This window comes from Chrysiogenes arsenatis DSM 11915, assembly GCF_000469585.1.
In the GTDB taxonomy this organism is placed as follows: domain Bacteria; phylum Chrysiogenota; class Chrysiogenetes; order Chrysiogenales; family Chrysiogenaceae; genus Chrysiogenes; species Chrysiogenes arsenatis.
In genome coordinates, this window is sequence record NZ_KI273144.1 from 319,328 (window position 1) to 336,128 (window position 16,801).

Below are 16,801 nucleotides of genomic sequence, written 5' to 3' on the forward strand. Positions count from 1 at the left end.
GGGCACCCCTCCAAAGGAGGGGAATTTGAGGCGAAAAAGAGAGATCCCTTTTGCACTCCCCTCCGACGCTAGGGCATTTCCCCGCATTCGCCTCTACTGGGAGGGAACTTCCCCTCCGACGTTGGAGGAACCTATCCACCATTCCCCTCCGACGGAGGGGTGGCAGGCAACGCCTGCCGGGGTGGTTCTTTGCTATCACAAAAACGCCTGCGCTATTTCACCACAACAAGCAGCATCTTAAACCGTTCAACAGCATTCAACGCATGAGGAATATTGGCTGGCATAACAACCGCTTCGCCGGTTTGCGCGATAACGACTTTATCGCCAATCGTAATTTCGGTCTTGCCATCCAGAATGTAGACAAACGCATCGCCAGGCGCAGAGTGGGCGCTGATATGCTCACCCTTGTCAAAGGCAAACAGCGTAAAATTGACCGCTGGCTGCTGAGCGAAGGTACGACTCACCACGCGACCTTCTTGATATTCGACAAGATCGGCGAGGTTAAGGTTTTCGCTAAACGGGATATTTTTAATAAAAGGCTGATTCATACGATACTCTCCAAAATTCTGTTCTTATTATTCTGCCGCAAAAAAGCGGCGTGTTTCAAAAAGTATTACGTTTCTTCCCAATAGATGCAGGAAACCGGGCAATCATCAATGGCACTCTGAATCGTTGCTTCATCCGCTCCATTAGGATCACTGACATACGCTTGCCCACCTTCGTCACTCGAAAAAACAGTTGGCACGCTGCCATAACACAGACCACAGGCAATACATTCTTCAGTGCGTAATGCGACTTTTTTTGACATGGTAGTTTTCCTCCCACGTGGTTCTTTGTTTTGATGCAAAGCGAAAACTCTTTCAACTATCCAAGGTATAGCGCGGGGAACTTATATCAACCTTGATTCGGGTCAATTTTTGAATTATTCAAAAAAAAGGGAAAAACGCATTCTGTGCGCTTTTCCCATGCTTAAGAATAAAAAATGGCGTGAAAAATTACTGCATCGTTTTTTTGTCGTCAACTTTCTTGAACACGTAGCCGTTAAAAATGGCATCAACTGATCCACTCGGATGACGGTTCGAATACCAAAAGACCATGTAGATGTGAATCGGGATGAATATCAAAATCCCCCACATTAGGAGATAGTGAATGTTACGCACACCGGCCAGTCCACCCATCCAGACGGTTAGAGGTGCCAGAAATTCACCGAGCAATCCCCCCAGCCCTTGTCCATACCCCGCCGAGTGCAGGATAAATCCGGTCAGGATTTCGCCAATTAGCATCAGCATCAACATGATATACGACACGTGCTGTAATGGGCCATAAATCCCTTCTTTGGCGATTGTTGAATCACTGAGCAGTGCGTAGTACTTCAGCTGTTGCCACCATGTTTTGGGCTTAAATGTGGTGTAAAACGATGTCCATTCAGCTCTGCGCGAACGCAGGTCGAAAAAGAACACATAAATCCGGAAAATCGTAATTCCCGCAAGGGCAAAGCCGCAGACGATGTGGACAAAGCGCCACATGGCGTATTGGAACTTCACGGGTTCAAGTACGGGTTCTGGCGTTAAGTAGGGGCGTGCCAGATAAAAGCCAGTCACGACCAGCGCGAGAATGGCGATGGCGCGAATCCAATGTGCCCAGCGCATTTCTGCCGAAAGGCGGTATTGCCGGACAAATTGTTCGGTGATCCAGTTTTGATTACGTTTCATGGGGCTCACCTCAGCAGCTTAGTGGGTCGACTTTGTACTCAGCGAGCGAATTCCCCTGCGTGTCAATCACGTGTACGGCACAGGCGAGGCACGGGTCGAACGAATGGATCGTCCGGACGATTTCCAGCGGCTGTGTTGGGTCGGCCATTTTGGTGCCGATCAGCGCCGCTTCGTATGGGCCATGTTGACCAGCGGCATCTTTCGGGCTGGCATTCCACGTGGTGGGAACGACACACTGGTAGTTTTCGATCACACCACCCTTGATGTTGACCCAATGGCTGAGCATCCCGCGTGGTACGTCGCCAATGTAGCGGCCACGGTAGGTTTTGTTTGTATCGATCACGTATGGAGCGCAGGTTTCCTGATCGACTTTCAGGTTTTCCACCAGCGACATCAGGGTGGTTTTGCCGTGGTCGGCAATCAGTTTAGTTTGCAGCATCCGCGCGGCGGTGCGGCCAAGAGTGCTGAAAAGTGCCGGAACGGGGACGCCGGTTTCGCCAAGAAAATCGTTAACGACCTTCTGCACGCGTTCATTGCCACTGGCATAGCTGACAAGGATCTGCGCCAATGGCCCGACTTCCATGGGTTTGCCATCGTAGCGTGGCGCTTTGACCCAGGTATATTTCCCTTTTTCGTCGATGATTTTGGCTTTGCCGTTGGCCGTGTCACCATCGCGATAGCCGGTAAAGTTCGGGCTGGTCTGCCCTTCGTACGGATGAAAGGGTTGATTGTCGCTGTACCACGCATGCGTTGCTTCTTCGGTAATCTTGGATTCGTTGATTTCGTGTACTTTTCCCAGATCGCCATCGAGAATAATGCCACTGTCAAAAAGGGTTTCGGAACGGTTGATCTGGAATTCTTTCGCCGCCATGAAGTTTTTCACCCCACAGCCGGCCAGTACGCTCCCTTCGCCGATAAAGGCTTCAGCCGCCATTTTGACGTCGGCGTAGTAGGCGCGGTTGATGAAGTCGGATACTTCTTCGAATTTCGTCAGGTATTCGCCCAGACGCGCTGGATTCTGCAAATCCATGATGCAGGTGACGCCGCCGACCGTCAGCGATTGCGGATGTGGCTGCTTGGCGCCAAAAAGTGCCAGCATTTGCGCGGCGTTGCGCTGTACTTCGAGCGCCTTGAGGTAGTGCGAGGCAACAATCAGGTTCTGCTCTGGGGTAAAGTGATACGTTTTATGTCCCCAATACGCGTTGGCGAATGGGCCAAGATGGCCTTTATCGACGAAGGTTTTTAGGCGGCGCTGTACGGCGGTCAGTTCGTCGGCACCCGTTGCAATTGGGAGATCGGCATAGCGGAAGGCCAGATCGGACGCTTTGCGCGGGTCGGCGGAAAGTGCCTGCGTAATGTCGCACCAGTCAAGGCCGTGCAGGTGGTAGAAATGCACGGGATGGTCGTGCATAAAGAGTGCTTGCGCCATCAGGGTGCGGGTGAGGGTGGCATTGTAGGGAATTTCGATTCCAAGTGCGTTTTCAACGGCTTCAATGCCGGCTTTGTAGTGCGAGTAGGTGCAAACACCGCAGATGCGCTGGGTCATAAACCCGGCATCGCGCGGATCGCGCCCTTTCAAAATCAGCTCGATACCGCGCCAGAGGGTACTGGTGGCAAAAGCGTCTTGAATAACATTATCCTGATCAACGATAACTTCGACACGCAAGTGGCCTTCAATGCGGGTTATCGGATCAACAACAACACGTTGTGTACTCATAGGTGTTCTCCTTTCGTCGTACCGTTACTTGTCGGACGGCGACGAGTTGTCTTGTTCGTCTTTGGGGTTGCGGAAACTTCCTTCAATGGTGGTGAGCACGGCGTGCGTGGCAATAGCGACACCGGTTACGCTCAGCAGGAAGATACCGACTTTATCTGCCGTGGCATCGGCTCCACTCCCAAACGGCGGGCCAAAAAGATTATCCGCACGCGGCTCTTCAAACGGTGCCATTACATCCCAAAAATCGGGCTCAGAGCAGCCAATGCAACCATGCCCTGCCTGAATCGGCCAACTGGTGTGCTGATTGAACTTTTCGCGCGAGCAGTTGTTGTAGGTGTACGGCCCTTTACAGCCGACTTTGTAGAGGCAGTACCCTTTTTTGGCACCATCGTCGCCGAAGCGTTCGACGAACTCGCCAGCATCAAAGCGGCCACGCCGTTCGCACAGGTCGTGGATGCGGAATTCATACGCCCATTTGGGACGGCCAAGGCGATCGACGGCCGGTAGCGTGCCGAACAACACATAGTGGAGTACGGTGCCGACAATGTTCTTTTCGCTTGGTGGACAACCGGGAACATTGATGACGGGCTTGTTGATAACTTTGGAAAGCGATTGGGCATTCGTCGGGTTTGGCTTGGCAGCTTGCACGCCGCCGAATGATGAACAACTGCCAATAGCAAAAATAGCGGCAGCTCCAGCAGCGGCTTTTTTCGTGATTGCTTCGCCAGTATGCGCTTGCGGGCCAATCGTCAGGTAAAAGGCGCTTTGGCCGGCGGGGATTCCACCTTCAACGAACAACACGTACTTGCCTTTGTAGGTTTCCATGGCGTGCTCAAGGTTGGCTTCGGCCTGCCACCCGGCGGCAGCCATCAGTGTTTCGTGGTACTCGAGCGAAATATAGTCAAACAACAGTGTGTCAATCGTCGGCGCATCGGTACGTAGCAGGCTTTCTGAACAACCGGTGCATTCTGCCATGTGCAACCAGATAACCGGAATACGGTCAAGTACTTGCGCCGCTTGCGCCACATACGGAGCAAAAATTGGGGGCAGCGACATGGCGGCCGTCATAGCGGTAGCCCACTTCATAAAATCACGACGTGTTAATCCACTGCGGCTCGCTTCATCAGCAATAACTTTGTCGCTCCGTGCAGGAGCTTGATCTTGCAGGCCTGCAAGACGACTTTCCACCCGACGTAGAAGCGCACTCATCGCGCCATCACGGGCTAACTCTTGACGACCAGATAACATATGAAACTCCTTTCGCTTGAGAAAACTTCAATGGTCACGTGCCAGCAGAGCGCTTCGTGTGGCGGGTGCTGCGCGCAACAGCGCGGAGAGAGAAAGTAATCGTTCGATATATAGAAAGGGAAATTCAGAAAAGCAAGCGCAGAGTTGCGAAAGAAATACACCGGAATATTTTTAAGGTCTTACCAATAGCATTACATGAGCATTTTTCACAATTGCACAGATGGTGTTCACCATGGCGCATTGAGAAAAAATCACTTGCAAAATAACGCGTTACACCATCGGTAATACCAGTAGCATTGCGGAATTTTGCCTACGCAAACAACCCTGAACTATTTAGGGAACATGCATGAACGGAATCCTACAGAACAATAAAGAAAATATGGTATCCTATTGAACGGCATAAAATAGCCGATGAAGCAAAAACCTGTTGGCATTGAATGCTGGTTGTTGAATAATGACCGCCATACATTTCAGGTTTTTTGCCAACCAAGGAGTTACCGTGTCGCCTGCTGCGAGTACAACTGCGCCTCTTACTGCTGATGAAGAGCAGCTTCTCGAAGAGTATCCTGATATCCGCTATATCCCGTGGAAGGGACGTAAGGTCTTTTTGATAGGCACTGCTCACGTGTCACAGCGGAGTGTTGACGTTGTTGAACACGCTATTACCACCCTAAAGCCGGATGTTGTGGCAGTCGAACTCTGTGCCGCGCGACACCGTTCACTCACGCAGGAACAACAATGGCAGGAAACTGATATTGTCAAAGTTATTCGCGAAAAGAAAAGCATGGTTTTACTGGCCAATCTACTGTTGGCTTCATTCCAAAAAAGACTCGGTGCCGGTTTGGGGGTTCGCCCCGGACAAGAAATGCTGGCCGCCGTGGAAGCCGCCGAAAAGAGTGGCGCGCGGATTGTACTGGCAGATCGCGAAATCCAGCTCACGCTGAAGCGGGCATGGTCGCAAGCCACCTTTTGGGATAAGTGTCGCTTGATTCCATCGCTACTCAGTGGATTATTTAGTCAGGAACAAATGAGCGAGGACGAATTAGAACGACTCCGCAATAAAGATATTCTCTCCGAAGTGATGGACGAATTTGCACGCCATTATCCACGGATTAAAGCGGCATTGATCGACGAACGGGATCAATACCTTGCAAAAAAAATTGATACTGGCGGCGGTGAAATTATAGTCGCGGTCGTGGGCGCAGGCCATTGCTCTGGTATGGAAAAACTTTTCTACAGTGGTGAGGTCGAGAGAGTTGATCTGCACACGTTGGAAAAACTCCCTCCCCCTTCACCCGTCGTGAAGATGGTTGCCTACGGCATCCCACTTTTTGTCATCTGCCTCATTGCCTACGGTTTTTTTTCGGCTTCGGCAGAAGTCAGTTTTGAAATGATTAAAATCTGGGTGTTGGCAAACGGTATCCTTGCTGCGCTGTTTACCGCACTCACCTTGGCGCATCCGCTCACAATCTTGACCGCTTTTTTTGCGGCACCCATTACCAGCTTAAACCCCATGATTGCCGCTGGTTGGGTAGCTGGACTTGTGGAAGCATGGGTGCGCAAACCAAAAGTTTCGGACTTCCTCAGCCTCTCCGACGACATTACCACCGTGCGTGGTTTTTGGCGCAACGACATTACGCGACTCCTGCTGGTCGTTGTTTTCGCCAATATCGGCAGCTCGCTGGGAACCTTTATCGGCATTCCCCTGATGGCACGCTTACTCGGATAATAAAACCTACTCTTTCGAAAGGAACATCATGGCAAAAATCAACCTTAGTCGCTTTAATTTTGAAATGCAGCGGAAGTTCCCAGATGCAACGGGCGATTTCTCGGAAATTATCAATCAAATTGCACTGGCAGCAAAAATTGTTTCGCAGGAAGTCAACCGCGCTGGTATCGCCGACATATTGGGCTATGCTGGCGACACGAACAGCTCAGGCGATTCGCAAAAAAAACTGGACGTTATTGCCAATGAAATATTTATTAACGCACTCGACCATATCGGTAAATTCTGCGTGATGGGATCCGAAGAAAATGACGAAATGGTGCTCCTTGGCCAAAAACACCCGAAAGGGCGCTACTCTATTTTGTTCGATCCGCTCGACGGCTCCAGCAACATCGAAGTCAACGTCAGCATCGGGACAATTTTTTCCGTCATGCGCCGCGTAACCCCGCTAGAACAGGGCGACGGAACGATCGATGATCTCCTGCAGTGTGGCCGCAAGCAAGTTGCCGCCGGTTACGTACTGTACGGATCAAGTACAATGCTTGTCTTTACCACCGGCCATGGCGTCAATATGTTCACCCTTGATCCGCAAATCGGTGAATTCATTTTAACCAACGAAAACGTCCAAATCCCAAACACCACCAAATACTACAGCATTAATGAAGGGAACGCACTGAACTGGAGCGAGCCTCTGCGGCGCTATGTTGACGGCCTGAAAACCAAAAACAACATCCACGGCAAAGTCCTTTCTGGGCGTTACATCGGCTCCATGGTAGCCGACGTCCACCGCACCCTCCACTACGGCGGCTTCTTTTCCTACCCGCAAGATTCCGTTAATACCGAAGGGAAACTGCGCCTTTTGTATGAAGCGAACCCCATGGCAATGGTGGTCGAACAAGCAGGTGGCCGCGCTATCTGGGGCGGCGGGGATATTCTCGATATTGTACCCAAAAGCTTGCATCAGCGTGTTCCAGTATTCCTTGGTGCCAAAAAAGATATCGACGCCATCGAAGCGCAGGTGTTCGGAGCAGGCGGTTGAGTTTACTTCTCGCCATTGAAACCTCGTGCGACGATACCTCCGTAGCGGTGGTCGATCAGAACTTCGTCGTGCGCAGCAACATTGTCCGCTCGCAAACGGCAACCCATACACTGTACGGAGGCGTGGTGCCGGAAATCGCCTCACGCCTCCATTTCGGCATAATCGACAGCGTCGTTGCCGAAGCGTTGGCTCAGGCAGACACAACGCTGGAGGCTGTCGGTGCCATTGCCGTCACGCAGCGCCCGGGACTGATCGGCAGCTTGCTGGTCGGCCTCAGCTTTGCCAAAGGGCTGGCATGGCGACAAGCCATTCCACTTATTCCAGTGCACCACATCGAAGGGCATATCTTTGCCCCGACCATCGAACACACTATTCCCTATCCCTTCCTCTGCGGCGTATTCAGTGGCGGACACAGCAACATTTACCGTGTTGATGATTTTGGTCACTATACCATTTTGGCGCGGACACTGGATGATGCCATGGGAGAAGCCTACGACAAAGTATCGAAAATGCTGGGACTTGGCTATCCTGGCGGCCCAATTATTGACCGCCTTGCACAACACGGCGAACCGCTGTTTCCCCTCCCACGCCCACGCATAAAAACCAGTCCGGGCGATTTCTCTTTCAGCGGCCTGAAAACCGCCGTCCTGAACACTATCCGCCAAAACCCCACCGCGCGGCACGAAGACATCGCCGCATCGTTTCAGGCAACCGCCGTCGGCATGGTCGTTGACCGCATCGTGGAGCTGTGCCGTGAGCAGCGCGTTCAGCACGTTGCGTTTTCTGGTGGTGTCAGTTGCAACTCACGCCTACGTCACGATGCTGCCGAAGCCTGCCGTGCTTGGGGCATCCAGTGCTATTTCCCCCGCCCCATCTACTGCACCGACAATGCCGCGATGATCGGCGTAGCTGGTATGCACCGCTGGCAACGCGGCGATGTCGCCCCCACGTTAGATTTGAACGCAATCGCCAGCGAAGCGTTGGGGTAAGAAACTCACACTTACGTGTGATAAGGAATCGTTACTCCAAAACTTTGCATTTCTTACACATCCGAATAACAAGTTCGCAACATGTCCAAGTTTACCCTTGAAGTGCTTTGAAATTTTTCACGGGGGTAAATTATGAATAAGCTTTTAGCCGCCTTGCTGTGTACAATAGCGACTATATCGGTAAGTACCGCCAATGTTATCAACGTTTACACGGCATTGGAGGATGACCAGTATCCCGTCTACTTAGAATCCTTCAAAAAACAGCATCCCACCATTCAAGTCAATATCATTCATCCAAAACATTCCCTTCCAACTGCTTCACCTTTTTGTCCGTAAGCAGAATTTGCATCTGGTGAATGGCGGTCTGATTCAGAACTTTCAGGCGCTCGGCCTGAGGGAGCCCCTGATGAATGAAGTAGGCGTTCAGTGTTTCAAGGTTAGCCAAGCAGACAAGCTGGGAAACATTGGCTTCATCGCGAATATTGCCTTTATGGTCTGGATTTTCGTCTCGCCACTGCTTTGCGGTTCTGCCGAATAAGGCCATGTTGAGCAGATCCGCTTCGCTGGCATAGACGAAATTGATCTGTTGAGGCGACAGCTCAGACGGGATCAGGTTTGCTCTGATAGCGTCGGTGTGGATGCGGTAATTGATTTTGGTCAGATTGCGGCGGATGTCCCAGCCGAGTTGCTGGAGTTCTTGCTCTTTGAGTCGCTGGAACTCCTTGATCAGGTAGAGTTTAAACTCGACGGATACCCAAGATGCAAACTCAAAAGCAATATCTTTGTGGGCATAGGTGCCTCCATAGCGCCCTGATTTGGAGACAATGCCAATGGCTCCGGTGAGGCTACTCCACTTCGTTGGTGTCATAACAAAGGCGTTGCTACCTGCCTCATTTTTAACCGCCTCGAATTCGACACGGTTAAAATATGGGTTGTTCAGTTGCTCCCATATTCCCAAAAACTCCACGGTAAAGCGGGTGCGTATCCAATTTTGGATAATAAATCGGGGATCGTCAGCGTTTCTATATTTGGCAATATCGGTCAGCGAGATATAATCATCCTGTTGTATTTGCCGAACTCGTACCGTCTCGGTAAGCACGGTGATTTCCTTACTCCTTGTCATTCTCCCCCCTTGCCTGCCATCAACATGCACGCTACCAGTAAAGATTTTGCCACTATAGTGAGTTAGATTGTTACTGAAAAGCAAAATCTCCTCTACCGCCGCAGGCGAAATAATGGCATAGGTTTTTTTACGAAAAACTTACGGCAACCTCATTATTCTCTGCAAGCACAAGACTTACACTTGCGCCGCTTCTATACTCTTTTGTGAGGTTCCTTATGCGCACGAATCGTTCAAAGCTCTTGTTCAACCATTTGCTCCTTGCGTTGCTTTTTCTCCTGACTTTTCTGATCAGTCAGAGCGCTCAGGCGCAATCCTGCCCGCGCGGTCAGCTCAGCGAGCGCTTCTGCGATCATGATGGCGATTTGGTAGCCGATGCTCCCACCGACCCCAAAGAGTGGGTTGATCCTGCGACGTTGATTTTTGCCTACACGCCAGTCGAAGATCCTTCGGTGTACGCCAAGGTGTGGGATGGCTTTATCAAACACATGGAAAAAGTGACCGGCAAAAAGGTGCAATTCTTTCCCGTACAGTCGAACGCGGCCCAGCTCGAAGCGATGCGCGCCGGTCGTCTGCACGTTGCAGGGTTCAATACGGGTTCTAACCCGATTGCCGTTAACTGCGTTGGTTTTGTCCCTTTCACCATTATGGCTTCCAAAGACGGCTCATTCGGCTACGAAATGGAAATCATCACCTATCCCGGTAGCGGTATCACTACACCAGCTGACCTGCGTGGCCGTACATTGGCGTTCACCTCGCCAACATCAAACTCTGGATTTAAAGCTCCATCAGCGCTGTTGGAAGCTGAATTTGGCATGAAAGCCGATGTGGACTTCAAAACGGCCTTTTCCGGCAAGCACGACAACTCGGTACTGGGAGTCGCCAACAAGGATTACGATGCCGCGGCGGTTGCGAACTCGGTTATGCAGCGGATGATTTCGCGCGATGTGGTGAAAGCTGAGCAAATCGTTTCTATTTACAAATCGCAAACTTTCCCGACCACTGGTTACGGTCATGTCTACAACCTCCATCCTGAGTTGGCCAAAAAAGTGAAAGAGGCTTTCTTCTCCTTCCCATGGGCGGGCTCTACGTTAGAAGCGGAATTTTCCAAGTCGGGCGAAGCGCAATTTATCCCCATAACTTACAAAGAGCACTGGGCGGTAGTACGCACGATCGACCAAGCGATGAAAACCAAGTATGAGTGCCAGTAACACGGACTGTCTGCTGCGCCTCACAGAGCTTACCAAACGCTATCCTACGGGTGATCGTGCCTTGCGCGGGGTGAGCCTTTCGCTCCCACGCGGCCAAGTGATGGCGCTGATTGGCCCATCGGGTGCGGGGAAAAGTACGCTGATCCGGTGCGTCAATCGTTTGGTTGAACCCACCGGCGGGCAGATTTTTCTGGGAGATACCGAGCTGACGCGCCTGAGCCTGTCGGCGCTCCGTCAGCAGCGCCGCCGCATGGGGATGATTTTTCAGGAATACGCGTTGGTGGAACGACTCAGTGTTATGGAAAACGTCTTGTCGGGACGGCTCGGCTATGTTGGATTCTGGCGCAGTTTTCTGCGCCGCTACCCGCAAAGCGATATCGATGCAGCCTTTCGTTTGCTGGAGCGGGTCGGTCTTGATCAATTCGCCAATAAGCGTGCCGATGCTCTTTCTGGTGGTCAGCGGCAGCGGGTCGGCATCGCGCGAGCACTGATTCAGGATCCCGACATTCTGCTGGTAGATGAACCGACCGCCAGCCTTGATCCAAAAACATCGCGCCAGATTATGCGCTTGATCTGCGAACTATGCGCCGAAAAAGGGTTAGCGGCGGTCATCAATATTCACGATGTGGCGCTGGCGCAAATGTTTGCAGCGCGCATTGTCGGGCTGCGTCAGGGGGAAATTGTCTTTGACGGCTTGCCAGAAGAGCTGACACCCGACGCGCTGACCCGCATTTACGGCGAAGAGGACTGGAGCGCCGCGGTAGCCACCAGTGACGATGACGACGAATGTTCCACCCCGCAGTCCAATTTTCGGTTTACCGGAACCATGCCGCGCTTTGCGATGCAAGGGGCAACGACCTGATGACAACGCTGCGCACCTGGAAAGCACCACCGCTCATCCCAAATCCGTGGCTCCGCTATGCGTTCTCTCTCGGCGTGGTCGCTTACCTCTGGCTGGCCACCGCCAGCATCGAAGTCAATTGGCTGCGCGTGTATGAAGGGCTTGATCGCGGCGCGGCGTTCCTCGCCTCAGAAGCCGCGCGCGAATTGGCGCCTGTAGAAATTGCGAAATAACCCCACAGGCGCTGTCTTGATAGCGTCAAAGCGAATTTGACTACCACGAATAAATCAACAACTCCCGACTCTCCTTCCTTCCCTCCTTGCTACCCCCTACCGTATATTTTATGCTCATCTCCTCGCATCGCATACCACTAAAAAGCTCACGAATATCCGGGTGGTCGTTAATCGATATTATCATCTTACCTGCAATCGCCTTGGCCATTGCCGCCATTTTTATATAATGCTCAAATCCAAACTCGCACTCATACCCTGCTGTGTGCCAATACGGCGGATCGCAGTAGAAAAAGGTGTGTGGACGATCATACTTCGCAATACACGCATCCCACGACAGATGCTCGACATATACACGCTGTAACCGCAGGTGCGCTGCCGACAAATCCTCCTCAATGCGCGTAAGATTTAACTTCGGCGGGGCAGTAGTTGCCGTGCCGAACGTGGAATTTAGCTTTCCACCAAAGCCAAGTTTTTGAAGATAAAAAAACCGCGCAGCCCGCTGAATATCAGTCAGCGTATGCACGGGAGTATCCTTGAGCCACTCAAACATCTCCCTGCTACACAAGGAAGTACGAAACTGGAAAGTAAACTCGTTTAAATGATGCCTAACAACCCGATATAAATTGACCAGGTCGCTGTTAATATCATTGATTACCTCAACAGCTGATGGTGGCTTTAAGAAGAAAATCGCTGCTCCGCCTGCAAATGGCTCCACATAACACTCATGCTCTGGAAAGTTCGGGATAATCTTTTTCGCTAATCTCTTCTTGCCGCCCATCCACGGAATAATCGGTCGAGTCATAGCACCACCCTCCTCAGCTATTTTAGTGAGTGAACAAAAGGAAACCTCTCCAGAATATACCTTTGAAGCCCGCGCGCATCTGCATGGCTGGAGTGTGCCAACCACGACTGCACCGACTGGCGCACTCGTTCAATGCAAACCTCGCCAGCCTCATACTGAATCTTGAGCTTGCGCAACGTCCGCTTAATACGAGCAATCGAATCGTTACGCAACCGACGATGCGTCGTAAAAATCTTATAGCCCAGAAAGTCAAGCGCCCGCCCACGATGGGCTCCAACCGGAAAAACCTGCGTTTTCGCATTCGTGCGCAAACGGAGCACATCCCACAAAAACCCCTCAATAACCCGGCGCAGCTCGTGTAAATGGCTCTTATCCCAATGGACAATACAAAAATCATCCATATAGCGGACATAATAGCGTTCGCGCAGCGTGTGCTTTACATATAAATCCAGCTCGTGCAGGTAAATATTCGCAAACAACTGGCTAGTGAGATTACCAATCGGAATACCGCACAGCACAACCACACCCTCTCCCTCTACCGGTGCATCAATAATCCCGTCGAGCAACTCCAGTGTCTTTTCGCAACTTACCCGCTTGCGCAGTAAACACTTCAAGACTCCATGATCCACCGACGGAAAATAGCGAGCAATGTCCGCCTTCAGCACATAGACCGCGCCATGGTTGCGCTGCACAATGCGCAAAAAACGCTGTGCCCTATCCGCTCCTCGATGCGTCCCTTTTTCCGGTCGACACGCATAGCTATCAAAAATAAACCGCCGCTGCCAAAACGGCTCAATCGCAGCCACCAGCGCGTGCTGCACCACACGATCACGGAACGGCAGAGCGCTTATCATGCGCTGTTTTGGCTCATAGACAATAAAATTACGGTATCTCCCCACACGATACATATCCCACATCAGCTCATTTTGTAGCGCAATTAAATTCCCCTCCAAATCGCGCTCAAATTCCATTACCTCACAACGATCTCGCTTCCCCCTGCGTGCCCGCAAATACGCACTATGTAGCGACTCAAAATCAACAATAGTAGTAAACAACGTACTCAACACAGTAACATCCCTCCTAAAAAAATAACGGCCTGAACCAGCCCAAAAAACTACGAACAGACCGCCATTACACTGTTTCGGCACTTGGCCGTGGATACAAGTCCTTTTGAGAGGCGCACGGTTGCCAGGCCATAAACACAGCCAGGCACTTCAGGCATATCCTCAGAAGCGGGACGGGAACCGATATTCGAGTTGACATTCGAACGAGCGTTGTTCACGTTCAGCGCAAACACACCAGCAAGCGCACCATTGTTCCAGTTGCCACCACGGATCGGCATCCGTAAATAACTCATACCCAAAAAAACACACTACCCCTGAACCGACCGCACCCAGCCGCCAATCATGCGACCAATCTCATCATTCATGCGCGACCACAATTCATAGCGGCGCATATCCAAGTAACCCAAACCGTGTGCTAACCGAACCCGCGAGCGCAACACTTCCAGCTCCACATCCAAATCCTGCAACGTGGTTTTCTTGTGATAGCGCTTATTGCACGTGACAATCAACCGCAACAATTGACAGAGCGACTCTCTAATTTCCGCACCCAGCACATGCCGCTCATATTTTGGAAACTGCCGCAAAAATCCATATGCCGCATATATCATTGCTTCGCACTTCTGGCGAATCATAAGCTCACTTGCCACGGGTGGCTCTGCTGGCAACTCCCTTTCACCTCGACGAGACATGCACCCTCCTTATTTTCGAGGGGTGGACTCTCGTCCACCCCAACAGATAACACGCACCAGAACTCAGATTACAAAAGCGGGACGGGAACCGATAGCCGAGTAGACATGCGACCGGGGAAAGTACACGTGAAGCGCAAACACGCCAGCAAGCGCACCATAGTACCAGGCGCCACCACGGATCGGCAACCGCTCACCCGTTGCATCGACCCAAAACCCATCACCACCCAGACCACTGCTGGCAATCGGGAATAATCCCAGGCGGCGCAACTGCTGCAAGGCAGCCTCGGCCACTGGTGTGGTGCCCGGATTCGTCATCCCCTCAAACGATTGCCCGCTGGTGCGCACTAGCGTGTAATTCGCCGTGCCTGACGTAGCGTACTTCACCGTATTGGCTGAACCCGGAGTCACAAACGCGCCCGTTGCCCCATTGATCGCGCGCCACGCGGCGGATCCAGCAGACACATCCGCACCCGAAGCGGCGGCATCATTATCCGGCAACACTTGAATTTCACCGTCCACAATCCGCATCCCTGTGCACCATTCCCAGACATTGCCACACAAATCCGCAATACCATACGGCGATCCATTATGCCGCCAACTTAGCGGCCCAGAACCCGTAAACGTTTTCCCGTCACCACTCGCCGTACCCGGCAGCGCGCGGTCGCCACGGCGGCCAACCTCGAACGGCGTGTCAGAACTCTGCCCCCAATTCGTATTTCCACGCGGCATTGTGCCGTTTTTCCAACACCACAGCGCCAGCGCCGAAAACTCAGCATTTGTCACCATATGCCAACCCGGGCCATTGTTTGCCGCTTGCGCGCGGTAATAGTCGAAATTCTGGCTCACCGTCGGAATCACCCCCGGCAGCGATAGAAAATTGCCGTCGCGCACCACCCCTGGGTATAGACCGAGGAATAACTCTGACTTTTCGACGCCATTCACAATAAACGCCGGACAGACACCCGTCCCTAAGGAGGGGTCGATATCTTCCATGCGGAACTTCGGCACCACCGCCATATAACTCGGATGCCCCGCAGCCGTGTATAATACCGTGATCGCACCACCCGACGCCGCTTCTACTTGAGCCCGTAAATCATCTTTTACAAAAATCGTTGGCATATCATCCCTCCAAAATTATTTCGGCCACAACGTGACCACAACCGTATCCACATCCAGTGGCAACGGCTCACGCACCACCGTGCCAGACCCCATCAGCTCACCATCGCCATCAGCGTCGCCTTCGCCAAACTCATCCATCGCCGCCTCTTCATGGTAACGACGCGGCGGAATCGCTACATTCACAGCAAACGCTCCCGGGCCATCGAGCATAAACCCACCAGTGGGCGATACGAACACATCCACCGTCACCGACTCATCACGCTGCAGCGCCGCCGCATCAATCGTCACCTCACCCACCGTTACCAGCGCACCCGCAACCATTACATCATGGTGCGGCCCATTTCCCATTAAACGCAACATCGCCATATTACACCTCCAAATTCATAACTGACCAACGCACCACCACATCATCAGCGTGCGACGCCAGAGTAAACCGAAACCCATTATTCGCCCGTGCATCCACCAGCACCGCGTCTGGCGAAATCACCCCACCAACAGCACTCACCACATCACAGCGCAGCACATACCCCGCATTTGGTAACGCCGCTCCCAGCGCTACCGTCACCTGTGGCGGATTCACTTGCACCTGCGGCCAATCGGCTTCCACCCGCCGCACATCCGTCAGCGTCACGCTAGCCAAATACTGATCATTCACCTCAGTACTCCCCGCCGGAACACTTAGACGGTAGAGCGCTACCCCATCATCAGGAGCCTCCTGCCCTAAGAGCGAACAGTGAAACGACACCGCATTGCCCGACAGCCGCACATACGCTACACACGTCATCGTCTGACCAGACGCATTCGCCTGCACGCTCGCCGCATTCTCCAGTGCATTCACACTGTACATCCGGCCATTCAAAAAGAACTGACCCGCCGCCAAATGCAGATTGCGCGTCGCCGTCACACTCTTTGAGACCGTCAAACCATAATTGACACCGCGATTGCGCAGCACCACTTCACCCTGCTGCTGCCGCATCCGGCGCGACTTCGCAATCTCCACATGTGCCAGTGCTACCAGTTCCATTTGATGGCGCACCTCAAAATGGAGCGCCTCTTGGTACTCCGGCTCACTCGTCCCTACACGACTATCAATGTCAGACAGCCTGGCATTCAAATTCGCAAACGGAGCCCGTGCCGCATTTAATTCACTCTCGCGTGCCACCAAGCGGCTATCGAGCGCATTAAAATTCTGATCAATCTCCACATAGCGCGTATTCCATAACGACGGCACCGCATCCGGCTCATCATTCGGAATCGGCGTGATCGGATACTTCGGTAACGCCATTACACA

General features: G+C 52.3%; 19 protein-coding genes. 6 read left to right on the plus strand and 13 right to left on the minus strand.

Annotated elements, in window-relative coordinates:
• Window positions 1–212: 212 nt before the first annotated feature.
• The 5 genes from P304_RS0112670 to P304_RS15610 all read right to left on the minus strand — a co-directional run bounded on the left by P304_RS0112670 (window position 213) and on the right by P304_RS15610 (window position 4,677).
• Window positions 213–548, minus strand: a complete 336-nt coding sequence (locus tag P304_RS0112670) for a cupin domain-containing protein (RefSeq protein WP_027390840.1) — start codon at window positions 546–548, stop codon at window positions 213–215.
• A 65-nt stretch (window positions 549–613) separates the two neighbouring features.
• Window positions 614–808 carry a ferredoxin gene (locus P304_RS0112675; protein WP_027390841.1) on the minus strand — a complete coding sequence of 65 codons (195 nt, stop codon included), beginning with the start codon at window positions 806–808 and terminating at the stop codon, window positions 614–616.
• Between the two features lie 187 nt (window positions 809–995).
• Window positions 996–1,712, minus strand: a complete 717-nt coding sequence (gene cybH / locus P304_RS0112680; protein WP_027390842.1) for a Ni/Fe-hydrogenase, b-type cytochrome subunit — start codon at window positions 1,710–1,712, stop codon at window positions 996–998.
• Window positions 1,713–1,722: 10 nt separating this feature from the next.
• Entirely contained in the window at window positions 1,723–3,429 is a 1,707-nt protein-coding gene (locus P304_RS0112685) for a nickel-dependent hydrogenase large subunit (protein ID WP_027390843.1), read from the minus strand.
• A 24-nt stretch (window positions 3,430–3,453) separates the two neighbouring features.
• Complete coding sequence (locus P304_RS15610; RefSeq protein WP_201766975.1) at window positions 3,454–4,677, minus strand: hydrogenase small subunit; 1,224 nt, start codon at window positions 4,675–4,677, stop codon at window positions 3,454–3,456.
• A gap of 499 nt (window positions 4,678–5,176) precedes the next feature.
• Here P304_RS15610 and P304_RS0112695 point away from each other — a divergent pair, with 499 nt between their 5' ends.
• The 3 genes from P304_RS0112695 to tsaD are packed head-to-tail and all read left to right on the plus strand — an operon-like array spanning window position 5,177 to window position 8,431.
• Complete coding sequence (locus P304_RS0112695) at window positions 5,177–6,406, plus strand: TraB/GumN family protein (protein ID WP_236613359.1); 1,230 nt, start codon at window positions 5,177–5,179, stop codon at window positions 6,404–6,406.
• Between the two features lie 28 nt (window positions 6,407–6,434).
• On the plus strand, window positions 6,435–7,442 hold the full coding sequence (gene fbp / locus P304_RS0112700; RefSeq protein WP_027390845.1) for a class 1 fructose-bisphosphatase: 1,008 nt from the start codon (window positions 6,435–6,437) through the stop codon (window positions 7,440–7,442).
• On the plus strand, window positions 7,439–8,431 hold the full coding sequence (gene tsaD / locus P304_RS0112705; protein WP_027390846.1) for a tRNA (adenosine(37)-N6)-threonylcarbamoyltransferase complex transferase subunit TsaD: 993 nt from the start codon (window positions 7,439–7,441) through the stop codon (window positions 8,429–8,431). The genes fbp and tsaD overlap by 4 nt, the downstream gene beginning before the upstream one ends.
• A 286-nt stretch (window positions 8,432–8,717) precedes the next feature.
• Here the strand turns inward: tsaD and P304_RS0112710 are convergent, their stop codons facing one another.
• Window positions 8,718–9,554, minus strand: coding sequence for a KilA-N domain-containing protein (locus P304_RS0112710; RefSeq protein ID WP_027390847.1), 837 nt, complete (start codon window positions 9,552–9,554; stop codon window positions 8,718–8,720).
• Window positions 9,555–9,769: 215 nt separating this feature from the next.
• On the opposite strand from P304_RS0112710, the gene phnD reads away from it, so the two are divergent.
• From phnD to P304_RS0112725, 3 genes are read left to right on the plus strand one after another with little or no spacing between them, the layout of a single operon-like run.
• The gene (gene phnD / locus P304_RS0112715; protein ID WP_084417719.1) at window positions 9,770–10,762 is read left to right on the plus strand and encodes a phosphate/phosphite/phosphonate ABC transporter substrate-binding protein; all 993 of its coding nucleotides are present in this window, start codon (window positions 9,770–9,772) and stop codon (window positions 10,760–10,762) included.
• Between the two features lie 10 nt (window positions 10,763–10,772).
• Window positions 10,773–11,624, plus strand: a complete 852-nt coding sequence (gene phnC / locus P304_RS15615; protein ID WP_084417734.1) for a phosphonate ABC transporter ATP-binding protein — start codon at window positions 10,773–10,775, stop codon at window positions 11,622–11,624.
• Entirely contained in the window at window positions 11,624–11,836 is a 213-nt protein-coding gene (locus tag P304_RS0112725; protein WP_027390849.1) for a hypothetical protein, read from the plus strand. Before phnC ends, P304_RS0112725 begins: the two co-directional genes overlap by 1 nt.
• 40 nt (window positions 11,837–11,876) lie before the next feature.
• Here P304_RS0112725 and P304_RS0112730 read toward each other — a convergent pair whose 3' ends face one another.
• The 7 genes from P304_RS0112730 to P304_RS0112760 all read right to left on the minus strand — a co-directional run bounded on the left by P304_RS0112730 (window position 11,877) and on the right by P304_RS0112760 (window position 16,795).
• Complete coding sequence (locus tag P304_RS0112730) at window positions 11,877–12,638, minus strand: DNA adenine methylase (RefSeq protein ID WP_027390850.1); 762 nt, start codon at window positions 12,636–12,638, stop codon at window positions 11,877–11,879.
• 17 nt (window positions 12,639–12,655) lie between these two features.
• Window positions 12,656–13,705, minus strand: coding sequence for a reverse transcriptase/maturase family protein (locus P304_RS15620; RefSeq protein WP_201766976.1), 1,050 nt, complete (start codon window positions 13,703–13,705; stop codon window positions 12,656–12,658).
• 47 nt (window positions 13,706–13,752) lie between these two features.
• Window positions 13,753–13,995, minus strand: coding sequence for a hypothetical protein (locus P304_RS0112740; protein WP_152514552.1), 243 nt, complete (start codon window positions 13,993–13,995; stop codon window positions 13,753–13,755).
• Window positions 13,996–14,010: 15 nt separating this feature from the next.
• A complete protein-coding gene (gene avd, locus P304_RS0112745) occupies window positions 14,011–14,391 on the minus strand; it encodes a diversity-generating retroelement protein Avd (protein WP_084417721.1) in 381 nt (126 codons plus the stop codon).
• Between the two features lie 63 nt (window positions 14,392–14,454).
• Window positions 14,455–15,510, minus strand: coding sequence for a formylglycine-generating enzyme family protein (locus tag P304_RS0112750; RefSeq protein ID WP_027390853.1), 1,056 nt, complete (start codon window positions 15,508–15,510; stop codon window positions 14,455–14,457).
• A 15-nt stretch (window positions 15,511–15,525) separates the two neighbouring features.
• Window positions 15,526–15,876 carry a hypothetical protein gene (locus P304_RS0112755; RefSeq protein WP_027390854.1) on the minus strand — a complete coding sequence of 117 codons (351 nt, stop codon included), beginning with the start codon at window positions 15,874–15,876 and terminating at the stop codon, window positions 15,526–15,528.
• 1 nt (window position 15,877) lies between these two features.
• Window positions 15,878–16,795, minus strand: coding sequence for a hypothetical protein (locus P304_RS0112760; protein WP_027390855.1), 918 nt, complete (start codon window positions 16,793–16,795; stop codon window positions 15,878–15,880).
• Window positions 16,796–16,801 lie beyond the last annotated feature (6 nt).